The organism is Planococcus sp. ISL-110, assembly GCF_018613575.1.
In the GTDB taxonomy this organism is placed as follows: Bacteria; Bacillota; Bacilli; order Bacillales_A; family Planococcaceae; genus Planococcus.
Window position 1 is genome coordinate 119,197 of the sequence record NZ_JAGGPX010000012.1, and the last position, 15,332, is coordinate 134,528.

The window sequence follows — 15,332 nt, forward strand, 5'->3', positions numbered from 1 at the left end:
AATATTTTAACGGAATATTCTTTTTTATTGCCGCTCTCTAAAAAGTAGGTATAAATTCCTTAGAATCGGGAAACATTAAAGTAACAGCATTTCAGCAGAAAGGGGGAATAGAAAATGTCCATGTATTCAAAGTTGGCTTTTGATAACGATACCCGAAAAGTAGAGAAAGCGTTGAAAAAGTACGAAGACAAAAAGACCGAAGCATTGGTTCTGCTGGCGGAAATTGACATGCTTGAAAAAATGGAAGGTGTCCAGGACGCGGAGCTATGGAGACGGCAGTCGATGAAAGAAAAATTAGTGGCAGTAGAACGCCAGCGAAGAGGGTTAAAAGACACCATTACAAACTACGTAGAAAAGTACGGAGACCAGGATCTGCATCGCTATACTGAACTGCTGCAGGAACTTGAAAATGACAAAGCGAAGTAGACAACAGCGGGAATCCCAAAGATTCCTGCTGTTGTCTACTCTTTTTCAATTTTGCTTCTGCCAATGGATTGCAGGATATCACCCATCCATCCCTTTCGTTTTAAATAAAGGTAGAGGACAAAAGTTGAACCCAGAATCACCAGCAAGGCCCCAATATAGCCCAACTGCCAATTCAATTCAGGCATGTTTTCAAAATTCATTCCCCAAAGGGCTCCCCATGCCATAATTGGTGTGAACAAAGTAGTCAGAACTGTTAAGGTTTTCATGATTTCATTGCCGCGATAATTTGCTACTACATTTTCAATATCGACCATGTTGTTGACTTCGTCTTCATATGAATTGACAAGCATGACGCAGCGTTCAATACGAGTGGCAGTTCGATGATACTCTGTTTCCTCCATCACACGTTTCCCGAAAGTTTCTTCAATCGCCATTTTGATTTCCTGAAACCCCATAATCAGATGCTTCCATAAGAGAATCTCATGGCGGATGTTTTCGATTTCTCCTAAAGTCTTCTTATTGTTCTTCTCTTTGATCGCCCACAGCAAATCATGGAGACGTTCTTCAAAACTGTCTATTTTATGTAATATGGAAGCCACCATTTCACCAAGGATAATCATCATTACTTCTATAGAAGAAGCGGCACTTTCCATTTGGTGTAGAATTTCTTCTTTTTCTAAATCCGCATCTTTTTCAAAATCAATTTTATTGGTGACAAATACATCGCGGGACAAATAGAAATGAAAGACCTCGCGGGAGCCTTGGGATTTGGCGCTTTGCCTGTAAATCAACGACCCCCATAACGACTCCTTGCCACGTGTGACAGTATAGGTATGGAGAATATTGACTGATGGATTTTTTGATTTATCGGCCCAATTATACATCTTTTCATTTTTGGGAAGGTATTTGCGGAAGCTATATTCTTCGGCACTGTCCTCTTCATGCCAAACAGTGTGCCTAAATGTATGTTGCGGCATTATCCAGCCCCCTTTCGATCGCTCTAGGATGCAAAAAGCAAGCCAGTACCTGGCTTGCCTACTCTTTTTGCTGAGTGTTGTCCCGGTATTTTTGGTTCGAGTTTTCCTCGTATTCCAAATCTCTGTCAGGCATAGGATCCACGCCCTTTTCTGGTGGCATATTACGGCGTGGTTCTATCTCAGGAATCAGTTTTTCGCCTTCTTTATTTTCACGGTTTTTCTTCATCCAAAACCCCTCCTTGGATTGCTGTTATTACCGTAATTACCCGTTTTGTTCCTTTATAATCCAAAGAGTCTATTTTGATTAATGAACCGCTAATGATCTAATCAACTCCGCATCATCCGGATAAGCCAGTTCCAGTTCCCCTAGTTCAGAAATCGATTTCCAAGCCACATCCGCAATCCACTCGTCGCCTTCCTGTAAAACAAGTTCGCCGCCAGTCATTTCCACTCTAAAATAGGTAACTTCGAACGATACTGCCGAGTCCTCATATTCACCGGTACGGGTATTCAACCTCTCCAGAACCCTGACCGTCAAGCCAGTTTCTTCGAAGAATTCCCGCCCACAGCATTGTTCGGCAGTCTCACCTTCTTCAAGACCACCCGCTGGCACCGTCCATTTCTTATCCTCACCAGGAACACCCTGCAATACCAGCAACACTTCGTTTTTTCCATTGACGCACACGCCTGCTGCGCCTTTCCAGTTCGACATTTCCATGTAATCTCTCCTATAGCCTATTTTTCGATGTAGCAGTCTTTTTCTTTTTTCAGACCTCACACTGCCAGCTCTTTTTACGTTACCACATATTTTAATAAACCGGGGAAGCTTACACGCAAATAATTCTGGACAAGACAAAACGGCTTACCGGAGCAAGCCGTTTCACCGAGGTTCTACTCAGCCCTTTTTCTGTGTTCCTGTTCCAGCACAATGCCGTGAGTGGCGTCTGGCAGACCGAGATCCCCCGAAAAACCATTTGCCCTGTAGAAGGCATCCGCCGCAGAAGAATCCGTTCGGACAACGAGTTCGCGAAAATGCCCATGCGCATCTTTAAGGAGCTGCTGCAATAACTTTGTGCCGATTCCCTGTCTACGCGCACTTGCAGAAATATAAAATCTCCGAAGCCTGCCAATACCTTCTTTAGTAGAATACGGATCACGGTTCAAGCCGCCAATTGCCACCAGGTGATTGTGGTGGTCCCAGACTCCATACAACACTTCACCTGTTTTATTGAACGTATTGCTGCCATCTTCATACTGATCGACGAGCCTTCTCAGAAAACGATAACCCTCTGCTTCACTTTCTTCCACCAGCTTTGAAACATCCACTTGCTTTAGGTCTGTAATTTCTTTGATTTCTACTGCCATGTCGCATCCTCCTCATTATGGATAACTATTTTCCACTTATGGATTTTCTGACAAGTGCTTGCTCCTCCAGTCTATAGCAGTTGTGATTCGAATACCATAAAATATCAGAATTTTCTTTCAATAAATAAACGATAAAGGCTGCTGTGATACACAGTCTTTATCGTTTATAAAAGTGGATCTTCAATTGCCGATTTCCTGTCTTCCGTCTTCTTGATAATGAAAATGCTGGCTTCATAGAGGCCTGCCATCGGAACGAGGACCAGCAGCTGACTCAAGAAGTCCGGAGGGGTGATCAAGGCCGAAACAATGGCCAGCACAAGATAGGACCATTTTCTGACCTTTTTCATTGAAACCGATGTCAAAACGCCAATAGACGATAAAAATAAGGCGATAATCGGCATTTCAAAAAGCAAACCGAGCGGAACTGTCGTCATAATCAAAAAATGGATGTATTCATTTGCGGAAATCATCACATCAAAGTTTGCCATCCCCATGCCGATCAGAAATTGAAAGCTTAATGGGTTGACGATAAAATAACCGAAAGCAATCCCCAAAACAAACAGCAGAAACATAACCGGCGAATAAAGCCCTAAAAACCGTGCTTCTTTTTCTTCAAGACCCGGCTTCACGAACTGCCAAATGAAATGAATCAAAAATGGCAAAGACAGTCCCAAAGCCAGCGTTGCGGATATGGAAGTATAGAATTTAATGACCTCTAAAGGACCTAAAATAATCAGGTTATTGCCTTTGACGATGTAAGGGAACCAAAAGTTTAAAGTTGAGAACACAACCAGCAGGAAGAAGAGGAAAACAAGCGCACTTTTAATGAGCTGTTTACGCAAATCTCCTAAATGGTCGACTAAGGTTTCCACTTGTATAGCCGGTTCCTCTACCGGCGGCTCCGGTTCTTGAATAGGAGGTTCCGGTACTTTTTCTGGAACCTCTTCCGCAGGCTTTTCTGGCTGTACCGCTTTTTTACGCAACGGACTTGTTAAGTTTCTGTTTCCATACGGATCCATCTAACCACCTTCATAGTTTCTCAGATTTTTTGAGGTCCTTTTCTTCCACGGTTTCTTTTTTCACTGTCTCCTCGTCATCATCATCCATCAGACCCTTGGTCGAACGTTTAAATTCAGAAAATGTTTTTCCGACCGCTCCGCCGATTTCCGGCAACTTTTTCGGTCCAAATATAATCAAGACAATCACCAAAATGATAATCAGTCCTGGCACACCAATTGAAGCTAATCCACCCATATGATTTTTCCTCCTTTGTTAAACAAGTGATCCGCCTTCACGACTGTAACGGATAACTCCCTCAGCACAGCGATAAGCCAGTGCTCCTACAGTGCCGGTCGGATTGTAACCACCGTTGTGGGCAAAGTTGCCTGCTCCTACAACAAATAGATTTTCAGCATCCCAATGCTGCAGGAAGTTGTTGACTACACTCGTTGCGGGATCCGCACCCATAATGGTCCCTCCCGTGTTGTGGGTAGTCTGATAGGGAACGATGTCATAATCTGAAATCGGATTGCCTGCCACAACCGTTTTTGCACCCATCTCTTGCATGATTTCAGCCGCTTTTTCTGTGATGTAGCTATGGAGAGCACGGTCCTGGTCAGTAAAGTTATAAGTCAGCTGCAGCAGCGGAACACCGTAAATGTCTTTATAAGTGCCATCGAGCGCCATAAAATTCTCCCGGTGCGGCATGGAAGCTCCCTGGCCTCCGACGCCCAACGTTCTTGTATAGTTTTCAATTGAAGCACGTTTAAAGTCTGCTCCCCAAGAAGGGGTGTCCGGTGGAATCGGATTGTGGAGAATCGGCCGGGATCCGGTTTGGGTCATGGATAAACTGGCACCATGTATGAAATCCATATCACCATGGTCAAAAGCGTCTCCATTAAAATCATCTACAGACATTCCAAGAGCTCCAGCACCCATAAAGGTGTTCATCTGTTCCTCAAAGAAACCAGATGCTCCCGGCAAAATCTGGTAGGCGTAGTTTTTACCCAGTGTTCCCTGCCCTGATTCCGGATCGTATTGCTGGCCAATTTCGGACACCATCAGCAGTTTGGCATTGTTCAGGACATAACTCGTCAGAACAACGACATTTGCCGGTTGGATAAATTCCTCAAAAGTCTGTGTATCGTAGTAGCGGACTCCTGTGACACGATCGCCTTCCTTCATGACTTCGACCACGTTGGCATTAAACTTGATCTCATAATTGCCTGTTTCTCTGGCTGCGGGGACCACCGTAATTTCCGGGGAGGTTTTCGCTCCATACTCACAGCCGAAGCGCTCACAGAACCCACAATATTGGCATGCATTGATTTGCTGACCATCCGGATTTTCATAGGCTTCTGACAAGTTGGCGGATGGCAACATGAATGGTGACAGTCCCAGGTTAGAAGTTGCTGTTTCAAACCGCTGCAAAATCGGTGTTTTCTTCATTGGCGGCGTGGGGTAGGGACTTGAACGCTGGCCCCAAAACGGGTTGATGTCCTCTCCCGAAATACCAGCTGTCTTTTCAAATCGATCGAAATACGGTTCCAATTCGTCGTAAGTGATTCCCCAATCCTGAATGGTGTACTCAGCCGGCAGTTTATTGGCTCCATACTTTTCATCCGTCATGGTTTTAATCTGGAAATCATAGGGAAGAAAGCGCCAAGTCTGACCGTTCCAGTGTGTTCCTGATCCACCCAATCCTTCACCCAATAGGAAAGATCCCAGCTGGCGCATCGGCAATGCACGCTGCTGCCGATTGTTGCGGAAAGTAATGGTTTCTTTCGATAAATCCTGCATCAATTCATAGCGGATTGCATAGCGGTATTCATCGTGCACAATACTGAAATCCTCAGTGCCACGTTCGCGGCCTCGTTCCAACCCCACAACTTTAAGTCCTTCTTTCGCACATTCAGCGGCGATGATTCCACCTGTCCATCCAACACCTACCGTTACTACATCAACGCTGTCCAAAGTTGTCACCATATAAGTTCCCCCTTTTTCACTTAATGTTCCATACCCAGAGATTGAGGTTCGATGTCCACAAAGTCTTCACTGTCGATTTCATTGATATAGGCAGTTTGATGGCCTGGGAAGTTTTTCATTCGCCATCCCTCCATATTATGGTTGCCGCCATAAATCGGATCTGCATAAGCCCCTTCTAAAGTCGCCTGCCTTAAAAGCCGGAAAAAGAACAGCGAGGTTGTGCCCTTCATCTGGATTTCATCTTCCTGGAAAGCTGTCAGGATTTCATCCATCTGCTCACCTTCCAAATCAACAAAGTTAGCGTTGAAACGGCTTTGAGCTTCCTGCTGCATCAGCTGGATGCCCTGGCGGAACATTTCATTTCTTTTTAACCGGCTTTGGTAGCCCTGTGTAATCCCCCCTTCATAAAAAGGTGGCTGCATGTATTCTTTTGAATTTTCACCATAGCTGCCGGACAGCTGCTGATCGATAAAATAGCCTACTCCTAATCCAATGGCTCCAGGACCTAAATCATCCTCGGGAAAAATCCGTTCAGTGGCCTGGTTTAAAATTTCAAATTCTGCATTGTTCTTAAAGAAGACCAGTCCCCTGACTCCACCGGGAGATCCCAACGATTCCTGAGGAGTTCCAGGAGGGGATGATGCCGTATCCTGCTGATTTGTATTGGCACCGATCAAGCCTCCAATAATCCCGCCCCCAATCAATGCACCCGTAGCAATCCCTGAAGTTTTCAAAAAGTCTCGCCGAGAAAAGTTCTTGTCATTTTTCGCCATCTTACTGTCCCCCTTTATTTAAATAAAAGAAAATTCTGAACATTTAATACCATACCCTTTTATCAATTTCTTATTCAGGATTTTGAAGAAATTTGTGACAATGATTTTTCAAACAAAAAAGACGGTCTCTGAAAAATCTCAGAAACCGTCTCCATATAATTGTTTACAGATAAAAAAGAGCCAAGGGAGTGAACACCTCGGCTTTGTAGCATCATGATATTAGTTTAGAACTTTGATTGTGATGTTTTTGCGGCCAAATTCCAAAGCTGCATCTTGTGATGGAATGAAGACATCAATCTTATTGCCTTTGATTGCGCCGCCAACATCACCAGCGATTGCTTCTCCGTATCCTTCAACCCAAACTTTAGAGCCCAGTGGAATTACTGAAGGATCAACTGCGATAACTTTTTGGTTCGGATTTGAACGAAGGTCAATTCCTGTTGCTGTCGTTCCTGAACATCCTATGCAATAAGCTGTGTAAGCTGTCGCAGATACAGTCATTGTTTTACCAGACTGTGTTGACGCTGCTGCAGGAGCTTTTTCTGCAGGAGCACTTGCTGGTGCTGGAGTTGGTGCCGGTGCTGCTGATTTTGCTGGTGCTGGTGCTGCTGCAGTTTTAGCTGGTGCTTTTTCTGCCACTGCTGTGCCGCCTTTGACAACTAACTGCTCACCAGGATAAATAAGGTATCCGGATACGCCATTCCAGCTCATTAAGCTGTCCAATGCAATACCATGTGCGCTGGCGATTTCAGCTAATGTATCGCCTGATTTTACTGTATATGTTGAGTTGTCCGCTTTCGTTTCTGATGCTGCTTGTCCATCGACTTTTAGTTCCTGGTTAGGCAAGATCAAATCTGAGGATAAACTGTTTAATCCTTTTAAGCTTTCTACTGATACGTTTTTTTCTTGTGAAATTCCCCAAAGAGTGTCACCTGATTGGACTGTATACGAAGATGAAGCACTAGCCGAAGTTGCTGCTCCCACACTTAAAGCTGCGATAGCAGTTAGTGTAACGATTTGCTTTTTCATAAATTGAAATTCCTCCTTTTCACTAACAGGGATGATCATAACACCTCGACATTTCAGGAACATGACAGAATGGCAGATAGAACATAACAATTTAATGACAAGGATCCACATTTTATTACAAGCTGTAATAAAACTAAAAATTCTTCAGACAACTTCCATAAAAGCCAAAGGAAGTGCACTAACTTCTTATCCTTTCCTTAGACGGATTGGCGGTTTGAAGCAAACTGCTTTGTTTCTGCTTCTTCTATTTACTAGACCTTTTTCCGTCGTCATTATTTTAATGGGTGTCTCCTTTCTCAAGGCGGCTTCCCATGATCCACTGGTAAAAAAGAATAGAAGACACTAAAATAACAAAAAAAGATCCGGCACATTTTCATGTGCCGGATCTTTTTTTGAGTTATTTAAAAACGCTGGTACTGTGCAAGGGCTGAACTTTAGATTTTGGATCCAGATAAGATTTCGCGTTATTGATGGCTGTTGGTGCTTCACCGAAACCTACGGCGATCAGCTTGACTTTGCCTTCATACGTTGCAATGTCACCTGCTGCATAAATGCCGGGAATGCTGGTTTCCATTTTGGAATTGACGATCACCGAGTTTTTATCCATCTCAAGACCCCATTCTTTAATGGCACCTAACGATGTAATATTACCGTAGTTGACGATAACATGATCCACATCAAGGCGTTCTTCATTGCCTTCTTTGTCAATCAGCACAAGCTCGCTGACCTGTCCGTTTTCGCCGACCAGTTCTTTAACGCCGTATGGCTTTTTCACTTCCACTTTCGAATCCATCAAGACATCGATGTTCGCCTCGTGAGCAGTCATCTTGTCTCTGCGGTGGCTCAAAGTCACATGGGACGCCACATTTTCGAGCATCATCGCCCAGTCAACAGCTGAATCACCGCCGCCTAAAACAACTACTTTCTTATCGCTGAAGACAGCCAGATCTTTAACGCCGTAATGAAGCGTCTTGCCTTCTTCGAAAACCTCACAACTTTCGACTGCAAGTTTACGCGGCTGGAAGGCACCGACGCCAGCCGTCAGCAGGATAGCCTTCGTGTAATGCAGGCCTTTATCGGTCTGAATCACGAAATGGTCTCCGTTGCGTTCTGCAGCTGTAACGGTTTCTTCCAGACAAATTTCAGGATCTCCGTATTTCGCCTGTTGTACCAAATTACCTACCAGATCTTTCGCCAGAACTTTCGAAAATCCACCTACATCGTAAATGAATTTATCCGGGTACAGCTCAGTCAATTGGCCCCCAAGCTGTGGAAGGCTGTCCAAAATCTTAACTTTCATCTTGCGCATACCACCGTAAAAGGAAGCAAACAGGCCAGTGGGCCCGCCGCCAATAATTGTAATATCAAAAACTTCGCGTTCTTCCATTTATAACACTCCTAATCTAATCAATATCTATATCCTATCATATTTACCCCGGATTCACGCCATTAGACTTATGACGGAAATTTATAAAAAATAAAAGTTTGAATTATCTGTCTGCTATCCTTAAACTGAAGAATGGATAGACAAGAAAGGATGATCACAGTGGATTTAGGAATCAATGAAAAAGTAGTAGTGGTTATGGCCTCAAGTAAAGGATTGGGCAAAGCGACGGCACTCGAGTTTGCCAAGGAAGGCGCTACCGTCATCATTTCAAGCCGAAGCCAACAGGCACTTGACGAAACTGCTGTTGAAATAAAAGAGGCTTCCGGAAATCAGCAAGTGTTCTCCCATGTTTGCGACGTCTCCAAAGAACAAGATATCCAAAATCTATTCCAATTTGTCGCCGATAAGTTTGGCCGCATTGACGTGTTGGTCAACAATACGGGCGGTCCGAAAGCCGGCGGATTTGATGCAGTGGAAGATGCCGACTGGTATAAGGCGTTTGACCAAAACCTGCTGAGCTACATACGCACCTCCCGCACCGTACTCCCTTATATGAAGAAACAACAGTTCGGACGCATCATCAATATCTCTTCTTCTTCGACAAAAGAAGTGATTGATGGCCTGATCCTATCCAATACCTTCCGTGCAGGAATGGTCGGCTTTTCGAAGACACTGGCGCGTGAAGTCGCAAAAGACAATATTCTGGTCAACACTGTTGGACCCGGACGGTTCGGCACAGACCGCGTAGCTGAATTGGATGGGATTGCGGCAGATAAACAAGGCGTTCCAATTGAACAAATCATTGAAAAAAGCAAGGCGAATATTCCAGCCGGACGCTACGGCGATCCTGAGGAATTCGCCAAAGTCATTGTTTTTCTCGCTTCCGCTGCCAACTCCTACCTGACGGGCCAGTCTTTAGTCATAGAAGGTGGTTCATTAAAAGCACTGTAATGTGACAAATGATTATACAGCCAACCCAAAAATCGATATACTGGGAAATGAACCAATTATAAAGGAGATGTTTTTAGAATGGCAAAAAAAGGGCACATCCACATGGAAAACGGCGAAATCATCGAATTCGAACTTTTCCCGAACGAAGCACCCAACACTGCTGCAAACTTTGAGGAGCTTGCAAACTCAGGCTTCTACAACGGCGTAACGTTCCACCGTGTAATTCCTGGCTTCGTAAGCCAAGGCGGCGACCCAACCGGCACTGGTGCTGGCGGCAGCGGCAAAACAATCAAATGTGAAACTGAAGGCAACCCGCGCAAGCACCAAGCAGGAAGCTTATCAATGGCACATGCCGGCAAAGACACTGGCTCCAGCCAATTCTTTATCGTTCACGCACCACAGCCGCATCTTGACGGCGTTCACACTGTCTTCGGACAAGTGACCTCAGGACTTGAAACTGCCAAAGCAATGAGCAATGGCGACAAAATGACTAAAGTTCACGTCTTTGACGAAGAATAAGTCTGTATGAGCTTGACCGGCCTGGATTTTAATCCTGGCCGGTTTTTGTATGGATTTGAATAAGAGAATTTTTCTAACCCCTTCTATTATAATTTAAATGCATCTCCGCCCACCGATGATAAAACCTTGAAAGAAATAAAAAACTGCTAGATAAGTTGATGAATTGAAGAGTCAGCTTTTTTCAAATTGTTTAAGAGATGTAAAGACGAAGTGTCGAAATCAGCTAGATCTTTTAACTTCATTTAGTTCGGCGGCAGACCCATAGGAAAGCAGAGCTGGGTTGCAGAATATCCATAACAAACCAGAAGCTGTTATAAAGGATTGATTCAACTTATATAAAAAAATTCTGAAAATTAAGTCAATTTAATGTCATTATATCAAATAAGTGATATATTAGATGTGAGAAACTTATTAGATAAAGGGGTGGGTAAAGTGAAGAAATTCAGTTTCTTGCTGCTGCTTTTAGCCTTGATAATTGTAGTTGCCGCATGCACGCAGGAAAGTGAACAATCTGAAGAAGAAAGTGGGGCTGCCGGCGAAGAACAAACAGTCGAGAACGAAGAAGGGGCAATGAGCACAGAAGACCAGACGTATGCTGTAGGAATTGACACTTCATATGCACCATTTGAATTTCAAAAAGGCGGTGAATACACAGGAATTGATATTGAATTAATGAATGCAATTGCGGAGCTTCAGGGATTTGAAATCGAATTCAAGCCAATGAACTTTGATGAAATCATCCCCGCCTTGGAAGCGGGTGAATTGGACATTGCCATTGCTGGAATGAGCATCACAGAGGAACGGCAAGAAGTTGTGGATTTTTCAGATCCCTACTTTGATGCCGGGTTGGCTCTTGCAGTAACCGTAGACAATGCTGATATTAATTCGATGGAAGATTTGGAAGAAAAAATAGTAGGTGTAAAAAATGGCACTACCGGATCTAAGTTTCTTCATGATAATAATGAAGAATTCGGCTATAGAATTTCTAGGTTCGATGAAAGCCCTACCATGTTTGCCGAAATGGAGAACGGTCATTTAGATGCAGTCGTTGAGGATTACCCAGTGGTAGCCTATGCAATAAGCACTAAAGATTTGGAGATTAAAATTGCGGAAGAGCGTTTGACTGATGAACAGTATGGCATTGCGGTGTTAAAAGGTGAAAATGATGAACTTCTTGAACAAATCAACGCCGGTCTTCAGGAATTGCGTGACAGTGGTGAATACGAGGAAATTCTTAACAAGTATTATATCCCCTGAATCAATAAATTCTGAAAGCCATATGGACCCGCCCTGAGTTTGTATCCAGGACGGGTTTTGTTTGGTGTTTTAGGGTGATGCGATCCGTCGCTCCGAAAATACGATTCCACTGGCAAAAAAGCAAAAAAAAAAATACGCCCGCAGGCGCATTTTCTACAACACTTTGCTTAAAAAAGCTTTTGTCCGCTCATGCTGTGGGTTGCCGAACAACTCCTTCGGCACATTTTCCTCCACGATATAACCACCATCGATAAACAATACGCGATCGCCCATTTCAGCGGCAAATCCCATCTCGTGCGTCACCACAACCATCGTCATCCCTTCGTGCGCCAGTTGCTTCATGACATCCAGCACGTCCCCTACCATCTCGGGATCGAGCGCGGAAGTCGGTTCATCGAAGAGCATGATTTTTGGGTCCATTGCCAGTGCTCGGGCAATGGCGACACGTTGTTTCTGGCCGCCGGAAAGTTCTCCTGGGTAAGCCTTTGCTTTCTCTCGCAAACCGACTTTATCCAACAGTTCATAGGCCTTTTTCTCGCTGGCTTTTCTGTCACTCTTCTTCACTTTCATAGGTGCCAGGATGACATTTTCCAACACCGACTTATGAGGAAACAAATTGAATTGCTGAAACACCATGCCAACGTCCTGGCGAATTTTATTGATGTCCACTTTCGGATCGGTGATGTCCACCCCTTCGATATAAACATGTCCACCTGTAATTTCTTCCAATCGATTCAAACAGCGAAGAAACGTACTTTTCCCTGAACCCGACGGTCCAATCACGCAAATGACTTCTTTTTCTTCCACTACGGTACTCATATCTTTTATGACTTCCAGATTGCCGAATGATTTTTTTAAATTCTCTACTCTGATCATAGTCATCGTAAGACAAACTTCCTTTCCACAAAGCTCGCCAGCATGGAGAGCAAGTATATGATGACAAAGTAAATAATCCCCAAGATCAAGTACACATTAAACGCATCGAATGTTGCGCTTGCCTGAATGCGGCCTTCCTGCGTCAGATCAGCAACTCCAATGACCGATAGCAGAGACGTATCCTTCAATGAAATGATTGCCTGGTTGGTAATTGTCGGCAGCATCCGTCTGAATGCCTGCGGCAAAATGATGTAGCGCATGTTCTGTGTCGAATTCAAGCCAAGCGATCGTGCCGCTTCTGTTTGCCCTTTATCGATTGACTGAATGCCTGCACGGATAATTTCTGAGAAGTAGGCACCTGCGTTAATGGCCACTGTCACAATTCCAGCTGTGGTATTGTCCAAAGAGATAAAGGCCAGGGAATTCAAGCCAAAGTAGATAAAGAACAGCTGGACAATGAACGGCGTCCCCCGGATGGCATCCACAAAGATTTTGGCAATCCAGTTCAAGATTTTCAGCGGCGCCAATCTGAACAGCGCGACAACCAAGCCGATCAGGAATCCGAAGACGATGGCAATCGCAAAAATATACAACGTAACTTGCAGCCCTTCCATCAAATACGGAAAAGCATTAACAATTGTTTCCATACACCCGTCCCCTTTACATAAAAAAATGCAGCGCACTTTTGCGCGCTGCATTCATTTTTCATCCCGCTTTAACGGTCAGCAATCCCACCGACTGAGTGGAGTTTTCTTATTCCGCGATATACTTTGCCAAAATTTCATCGTATTCTCCACTATCACGTAATTCCTGAAGACCGGCGTTGATTTGTTCAAGCAGCTCTGCATTTTCACCTTTCAATACCGCAATGCCATATTGATCTCCAGTTAAACGCTCTCCCACTGTTTTCAAAGAAAGTTCACTTTCAGCAATTGCATAAGCGATGACCGGATAATCTTCCAGCAGCACATCGGCATTGCCGTTTGAAACTTCCTGGAACATGGATGGGCTGTCTTCAAATTGCGCGATCGTATAACCATATTCCGCTTCATTGTCACGAGCGAATTGAGCACCTGTTGTCCCGCTCTTAACAGCTACAGTCTTGCCTTCAAGATCTTCCAAAGCCATGATTTCCGTGTTGTCTTCAGCTACAACAAGAGACAGTCCAGCATCAAAGTATGGGTCAGAAAAATCGACCACAGCTTTGCGTTCATCCGTAATGCTCATGCCGGCAATTGCGACATCCAATTGGTCCGCCTGCAAAGCCGGAATAATTCCCCCAAAGTCCATCGGGCTGAATTCAATCGTAAAGCCCTGGTTATCAGCAATCGCATTGATTAAGTCAATGTCGATTCCTGTATATTCTCCATCCACTTCAAATTCGAAAGGTGGATAAGTGGTATCGATTCCAACTGTATACGTTTCTCCTTCACTGCCGCCGTCACCGCTTGCCGTATCTTCTGTACTTTCATCGGATCCGCATGCAGCGATTACGAGCATCATTGCAATTAATAGTGCTAAAAGACTCCACTTCTTCATTATAGTTCCCCCTTTTTTTCTTACATCGGTCTTTCTGAATATTAATATATCATAATTTTTCTGATCCTAGAACATTTAATAGAAAATAACCAATATTCAGCCAAAAAAGAAAAGAGGTTACTAAGTAACCTCTTTTTTGGAAACTTCTCTTTTTTTCCGCAATCGGTTGAACAGCCGAAAATTATGGACCAAGGTCTTCACAACCGCATATGCAGGAATAGCGATCAGGATACCAACAAATCCATATAAAGCCCCTGCAATCATCAATAGCAGGATAATGGTCAGCGGGTGGATATTCAGACGGTTGCCCATTATATTTGGCGTGACTAAATTTCCTTCGAGCTGCTGCACGACCAGTAAGACTAAAATCACTTTCACTGCCATCCACATATCACCGCTCATCAAAGCGACAAACAGTGCAGGGATAACCCCGATCAGCGGACCTAAAAACGGTACGATGATTAGGAACATCGCAAAAATAGCCAAGCTAAGAGCATAATCCAGCCCGATGATCAAATAACCGACATACATCAATGCCCCGACTGCAGCAGCTACAATCGCTTGACCAATAATGAACGCAGAAAGTGTCCGATCGACATCTTTCAATAATTTTTCACCTTCAAGCTTATGCTCTTCCGGCAAGTACTTTGTTAGGTGCGGAACGAACTTTTCATCGTCTTTTAATAGGAAGAAAAGAACAAAAGGCACCACGATCAGTACGATGGCGATGTTCATAACCATTGCTAAAATATCCATGACGTTATTCAATAAACTTTCTGAGAGGTTCTCCAAATAGTCTAGAGCACCTGCTTTTATTTCCGTACCGGTGACTCCCCCCAATTGAAAATCAACCAGCATATCGTTCGATTCCTCTGTCACTTCCTCGACCTTCGAGGGCGCCAGGTTCGCCAAGCTTTCGACCTGACTGGTAATGATTGGACCGAAGAAATAAAGCAGGATGGATAAGGTCAAAATGATGGCTGTAAAGACGATCCCGATCCCAGCAATCTTGGACACATAACGCATGAGCAATTTCACAAACGGGCGCAATAAATAATATAGAAGTCCTCCGAACAAAACAGGAGCAAAGATGGTGGCAATAATAATCTGCAATGGTTCAAAAATATAGTCGATCTTTCCAAGAAAAAACAAAGTGACTGCAACGAGTAAAATCGCGGTGGTGTATTCGAAAAATGGTTTTTTAATCCACATGAGTGTTTCTCCTTTCCGACAGCGTCAGGAAATTTG

18 protein-coding genes are annotated in these 15,332 nt (G+C 44.0%); 4 read left to right on the forward strand and 14 right to left on the reverse strand.

What is annotated here, in order from left to right; genetic code table 11:
- Nucleotides 1-114: 114 nt before the first annotated feature.
- Nucleotides 115-426, forward strand: a complete 312-nt coding sequence (locus J7I83_RS08355) for a hypothetical protein (protein WP_215100239.1) — start codon at nt 115-117, stop codon at nt 424-426.
- 35 nt (nt 427-461) lie between these two features.
- Here J7I83_RS08355 and J7I83_RS08360 read toward each other — a convergent pair whose 3' ends face one another.
- From J7I83_RS08360 to J7I83_RS08405, 10 genes are all read right to left on the reverse strand, one after another.
- Nucleotides 462-1,403 (reverse strand): magnesium transporter CorA family protein, encoded by a 942-nt coding sequence (locus J7I83_RS08360; RefSeq protein ID WP_215100240.1) that lies wholly within the window; start codon nt 1,401-1,403, stop codon nt 462-464.
- Nucleotides 1,404-1,461: 58 nt separating this feature from the next.
- On the reverse strand, nt 1,462-1,629 hold the full coding sequence (locus J7I83_RS08365) for a hypothetical protein (protein WP_215100241.1): 168 nt from the start codon (nt 1,627-1,629) through the stop codon (nt 1,462-1,464).
- A gap of 78 nt (nt 1,630-1,707) precedes the next feature.
- On the reverse strand, nt 1,708-2,121 hold the full coding sequence (locus J7I83_RS08370; protein ID WP_215100242.1) for an NUDIX hydrolase: 414 nt from the start codon (nt 2,119-2,121) through the stop codon (nt 1,708-1,710).
- Nucleotides 2,122-2,294: 173 nt separating this feature from the next.
- Nucleotides 2,295-2,768: a GNAT family N-acetyltransferase gene (locus J7I83_RS08375; protein ID WP_215100243.1), complete on the reverse strand. Its 474-nt coding sequence runs from the start codon at nt 2,766-2,768 to the stop codon at nt 2,295-2,297.
- 164 nt (nt 2,769-2,932) lie between these two features.
- Nucleotides 2,933-3,787 carry a twin-arginine translocase subunit TatC gene (tatC, locus tag J7I83_RS08380; protein WP_215100244.1) on the reverse strand — a complete coding sequence of 285 codons (855 nt, stop codon included), beginning with the start codon at nt 3,785-3,787 and terminating at the stop codon, nt 2,933-2,935.
- A gap of 10 nt (nt 3,788-3,797) precedes the next feature.
- Complete coding sequence (gene tatA, locus J7I83_RS08385; RefSeq protein ID WP_215100245.1) at nt 3,798-4,022, reverse strand: twin-arginine translocase TatA/TatE family subunit; 225 nt, start codon at nt 4,020-4,022, stop codon at nt 3,798-3,800.
- Nucleotides 4,023-4,040: 18 nt separating this feature from the next.
- Complete coding sequence (locus J7I83_RS08390; RefSeq protein ID WP_215100246.1) at nt 4,041-5,753, reverse strand: GMC family oxidoreductase; 1,713 nt, start codon at nt 5,751-5,753, stop codon at nt 4,041-4,043.
- Between the two features lie 20 nt (nt 5,754-5,773).
- Complete coding sequence (locus J7I83_RS08395; RefSeq protein ID WP_215100247.1) at nt 5,774-6,526, reverse strand: gluconate 2-dehydrogenase subunit 3 family protein; 753 nt, start codon at nt 6,524-6,526, stop codon at nt 5,774-5,776.
- 219 nt (nt 6,527-6,745) lie between these two features.
- Nucleotides 6,746-7,555 carry a LysM peptidoglycan-binding domain-containing protein gene (locus tag J7I83_RS08400; RefSeq protein WP_215100248.1) on the reverse strand — a complete coding sequence of 270 codons (810 nt, stop codon included), beginning with the start codon at nt 7,553-7,555 and terminating at the stop codon, nt 6,746-6,748.
- Between the two features lie 397 nt (nt 7,556-7,952).
- Nucleotides 7,953-8,942, reverse strand: a complete 990-nt coding sequence (locus tag J7I83_RS08405; RefSeq protein ID WP_215100249.1) for an NAD(P)/FAD-dependent oxidoreductase — start codon at nt 8,940-8,942, stop codon at nt 7,953-7,955.
- A gap of 159 nt (nt 8,943-9,101) precedes the next feature.
- Between J7I83_RS08405 and J7I83_RS08410 the strand changes: the two genes are divergently transcribed.
- The 3 genes from J7I83_RS08410 to J7I83_RS08420 all read left to right on the forward strand — a co-directional run bounded on the left by J7I83_RS08410 (nt 9,102) and on the right by J7I83_RS08420 (nt 11,669).
- The gene (locus J7I83_RS08410; protein WP_215100250.1) at nt 9,102-9,893 is read left to right on the forward strand and encodes an SDR family oxidoreductase; all 792 of its coding nucleotides are present in this window, start codon (nt 9,102-9,104) and stop codon (nt 9,891-9,893) included.
- Between the two features lie 78 nt (nt 9,894-9,971).
- Nucleotides 9,972-10,412 carry a peptidylprolyl isomerase gene (locus J7I83_RS08415; protein WP_215100251.1) on the forward strand — a complete coding sequence of 147 codons (441 nt, stop codon included), beginning with the start codon at nt 9,972-9,974 and terminating at the stop codon, nt 10,410-10,412.
- 432 nt (nt 10,413-10,844) lie between these two features.
- Nucleotides 10,845-11,669, forward strand: a complete 825-nt coding sequence (locus tag J7I83_RS08420) for a transporter substrate-binding domain-containing protein (RefSeq protein ID WP_215100252.1) — start codon at nt 10,845-10,847, stop codon at nt 11,667-11,669.
- Nucleotides 11,670-11,822: 153 nt separating this feature from the next.
- Here the strand turns inward: J7I83_RS08420 and J7I83_RS08425 are convergent, their stop codons facing one another.
- The 4 genes from J7I83_RS08425 to J7I83_RS08440 form a co-directional block, all read right to left on the reverse strand.
- The gene (locus J7I83_RS08425) at nt 11,823-12,551 is read right to left on the reverse strand and encodes an amino acid ABC transporter ATP-binding protein (protein ID WP_285228681.1); all 729 of its coding nucleotides are present in this window, start codon (nt 12,549-12,551) and stop codon (nt 11,823-11,825) included.
- A complete protein-coding gene (locus tag J7I83_RS08430; protein ID WP_215100253.1) occupies nt 12,548-13,192 on the reverse strand; it encodes an amino acid ABC transporter permease in 645 nt (214 codons plus the stop codon). The genes J7I83_RS08425 and J7I83_RS08430 overlap by 4 nt, the downstream gene beginning before the upstream one ends.
- A gap of 106 nt (nt 13,193-13,298) precedes the next feature.
- Entirely contained in the window at nt 13,299-14,084 is a 786-nt protein-coding gene (locus J7I83_RS08435) for a transporter substrate-binding domain-containing protein (RefSeq protein WP_215100254.1), read from the reverse strand.
- A 120-nt stretch (nt 14,085-14,204) separates the two neighbouring features.
- A complete protein-coding gene (locus tag J7I83_RS08440) occupies nt 14,205-15,296 on the reverse strand; it encodes an AI-2E family transporter (RefSeq protein WP_215100255.1) in 1,092 nt (363 codons plus the stop codon).
- Nucleotides 15,297-15,332: the final 36 nt, after the last annotated feature.

Bases quoted from the DNA above. Each gene is read 5' to 3' on its own strand.
- J7I83_RS08355 (WP_215100239.1), top strand. From the start codon at position 115: ATGTCCATGTATTCAAAGTTGGCTTTTGATAACGATACCCGAAAAGTA.
- J7I83_RS08360 (WP_215100240.1), bottom strand. From the start codon at position 1,403: ATGCCGCAACATACATTTAGGCACACTGTTTGGCATGAAGAGGACAGT.
- J7I83_RS08365 (WP_215100241.1), bottom strand. From the start codon at position 1,629: ATGAAGAAAAACCGTGAAAATAAAGAAGGCGAAAAACTGATTCCTGAG.
- J7I83_RS08370 (WP_215100242.1), bottom strand. From the start codon at position 2,121: ATGGAAATGTCGAACTGGAAAGGCGCAGCAGGCGTGTGCGTCAATGGA.
- J7I83_RS08375 (WP_215100243.1), bottom strand. From the start codon at position 2,768: ATGGCAGTAGAAATCAAAGAAATTACAGACCTAAAGCAAGTGGATGTT.
- tatC (WP_215100244.1), bottom strand. From the start codon at position 3,787: ATGGATCCGTATGGAAACAGAAACTTAACAAGTCCGTTGCGTAAAAAA.
- tatA (WP_215100245.1), bottom strand. From the start codon at position 4,022: ATGGGTGGATTAGCTTCAATTGGTGTGCCAGGACTGATTATCATTTTG.
- J7I83_RS08390 (WP_215100246.1), bottom strand. From the start codon at position 5,753: ATGGTGACAACTTTGGACAGCGTTGATGTAGTAACGGTAGGTGTTGGA.
- J7I83_RS08395 (WP_215100247.1), bottom strand. From the start codon at position 6,526: ATGGCGAAAAATGACAAGAACTTTTCTCGGCGAGACTTTTTGAAAACT.
- J7I83_RS08400 (WP_215100248.1), bottom strand. From the start codon at position 7,555: ATGAAAAAGCAAATCGTTACACTAACTGCTATCGCAGCTTTAAGTGTG.
- J7I83_RS08405 (WP_215100249.1), bottom strand. From the start codon at position 8,942: ATGGAAGAACGCGAAGTTTTTGATATTACAATTATTGGCGGCGGGCCC.
- J7I83_RS08415 (WP_215100251.1), top strand. From the start codon at position 9,972: ATGGCAAAAAAAGGGCACATCCACATGGAAAACGGCGAAATCATCGAA.
- J7I83_RS08425 (WP_285228681.1), bottom strand. From the start codon at position 12,551: ATGACTATGATCAGAGTAGAGAATTTAAAAAAATCATTCGGCAATCTG.
- J7I83_RS08430 (WP_215100253.1), bottom strand. From the start codon at position 13,192: ATGGAAACAATTGTTAATGCTTTTCCGTATTTGATGGAAGGGCTGCAA.
- J7I83_RS08435 (WP_215100254.1), bottom strand. From the start codon at position 14,084: ATGAAGAAGTGGAGTCTTTTAGCACTATTAATTGCAATGATGCTCGTA.
- J7I83_RS08440 (WP_215100255.1), bottom strand. From the start codon at position 15,296: ATGTGGATTAAAAAACCATTTTTCGAATACACCACCGCGATTTTACTC.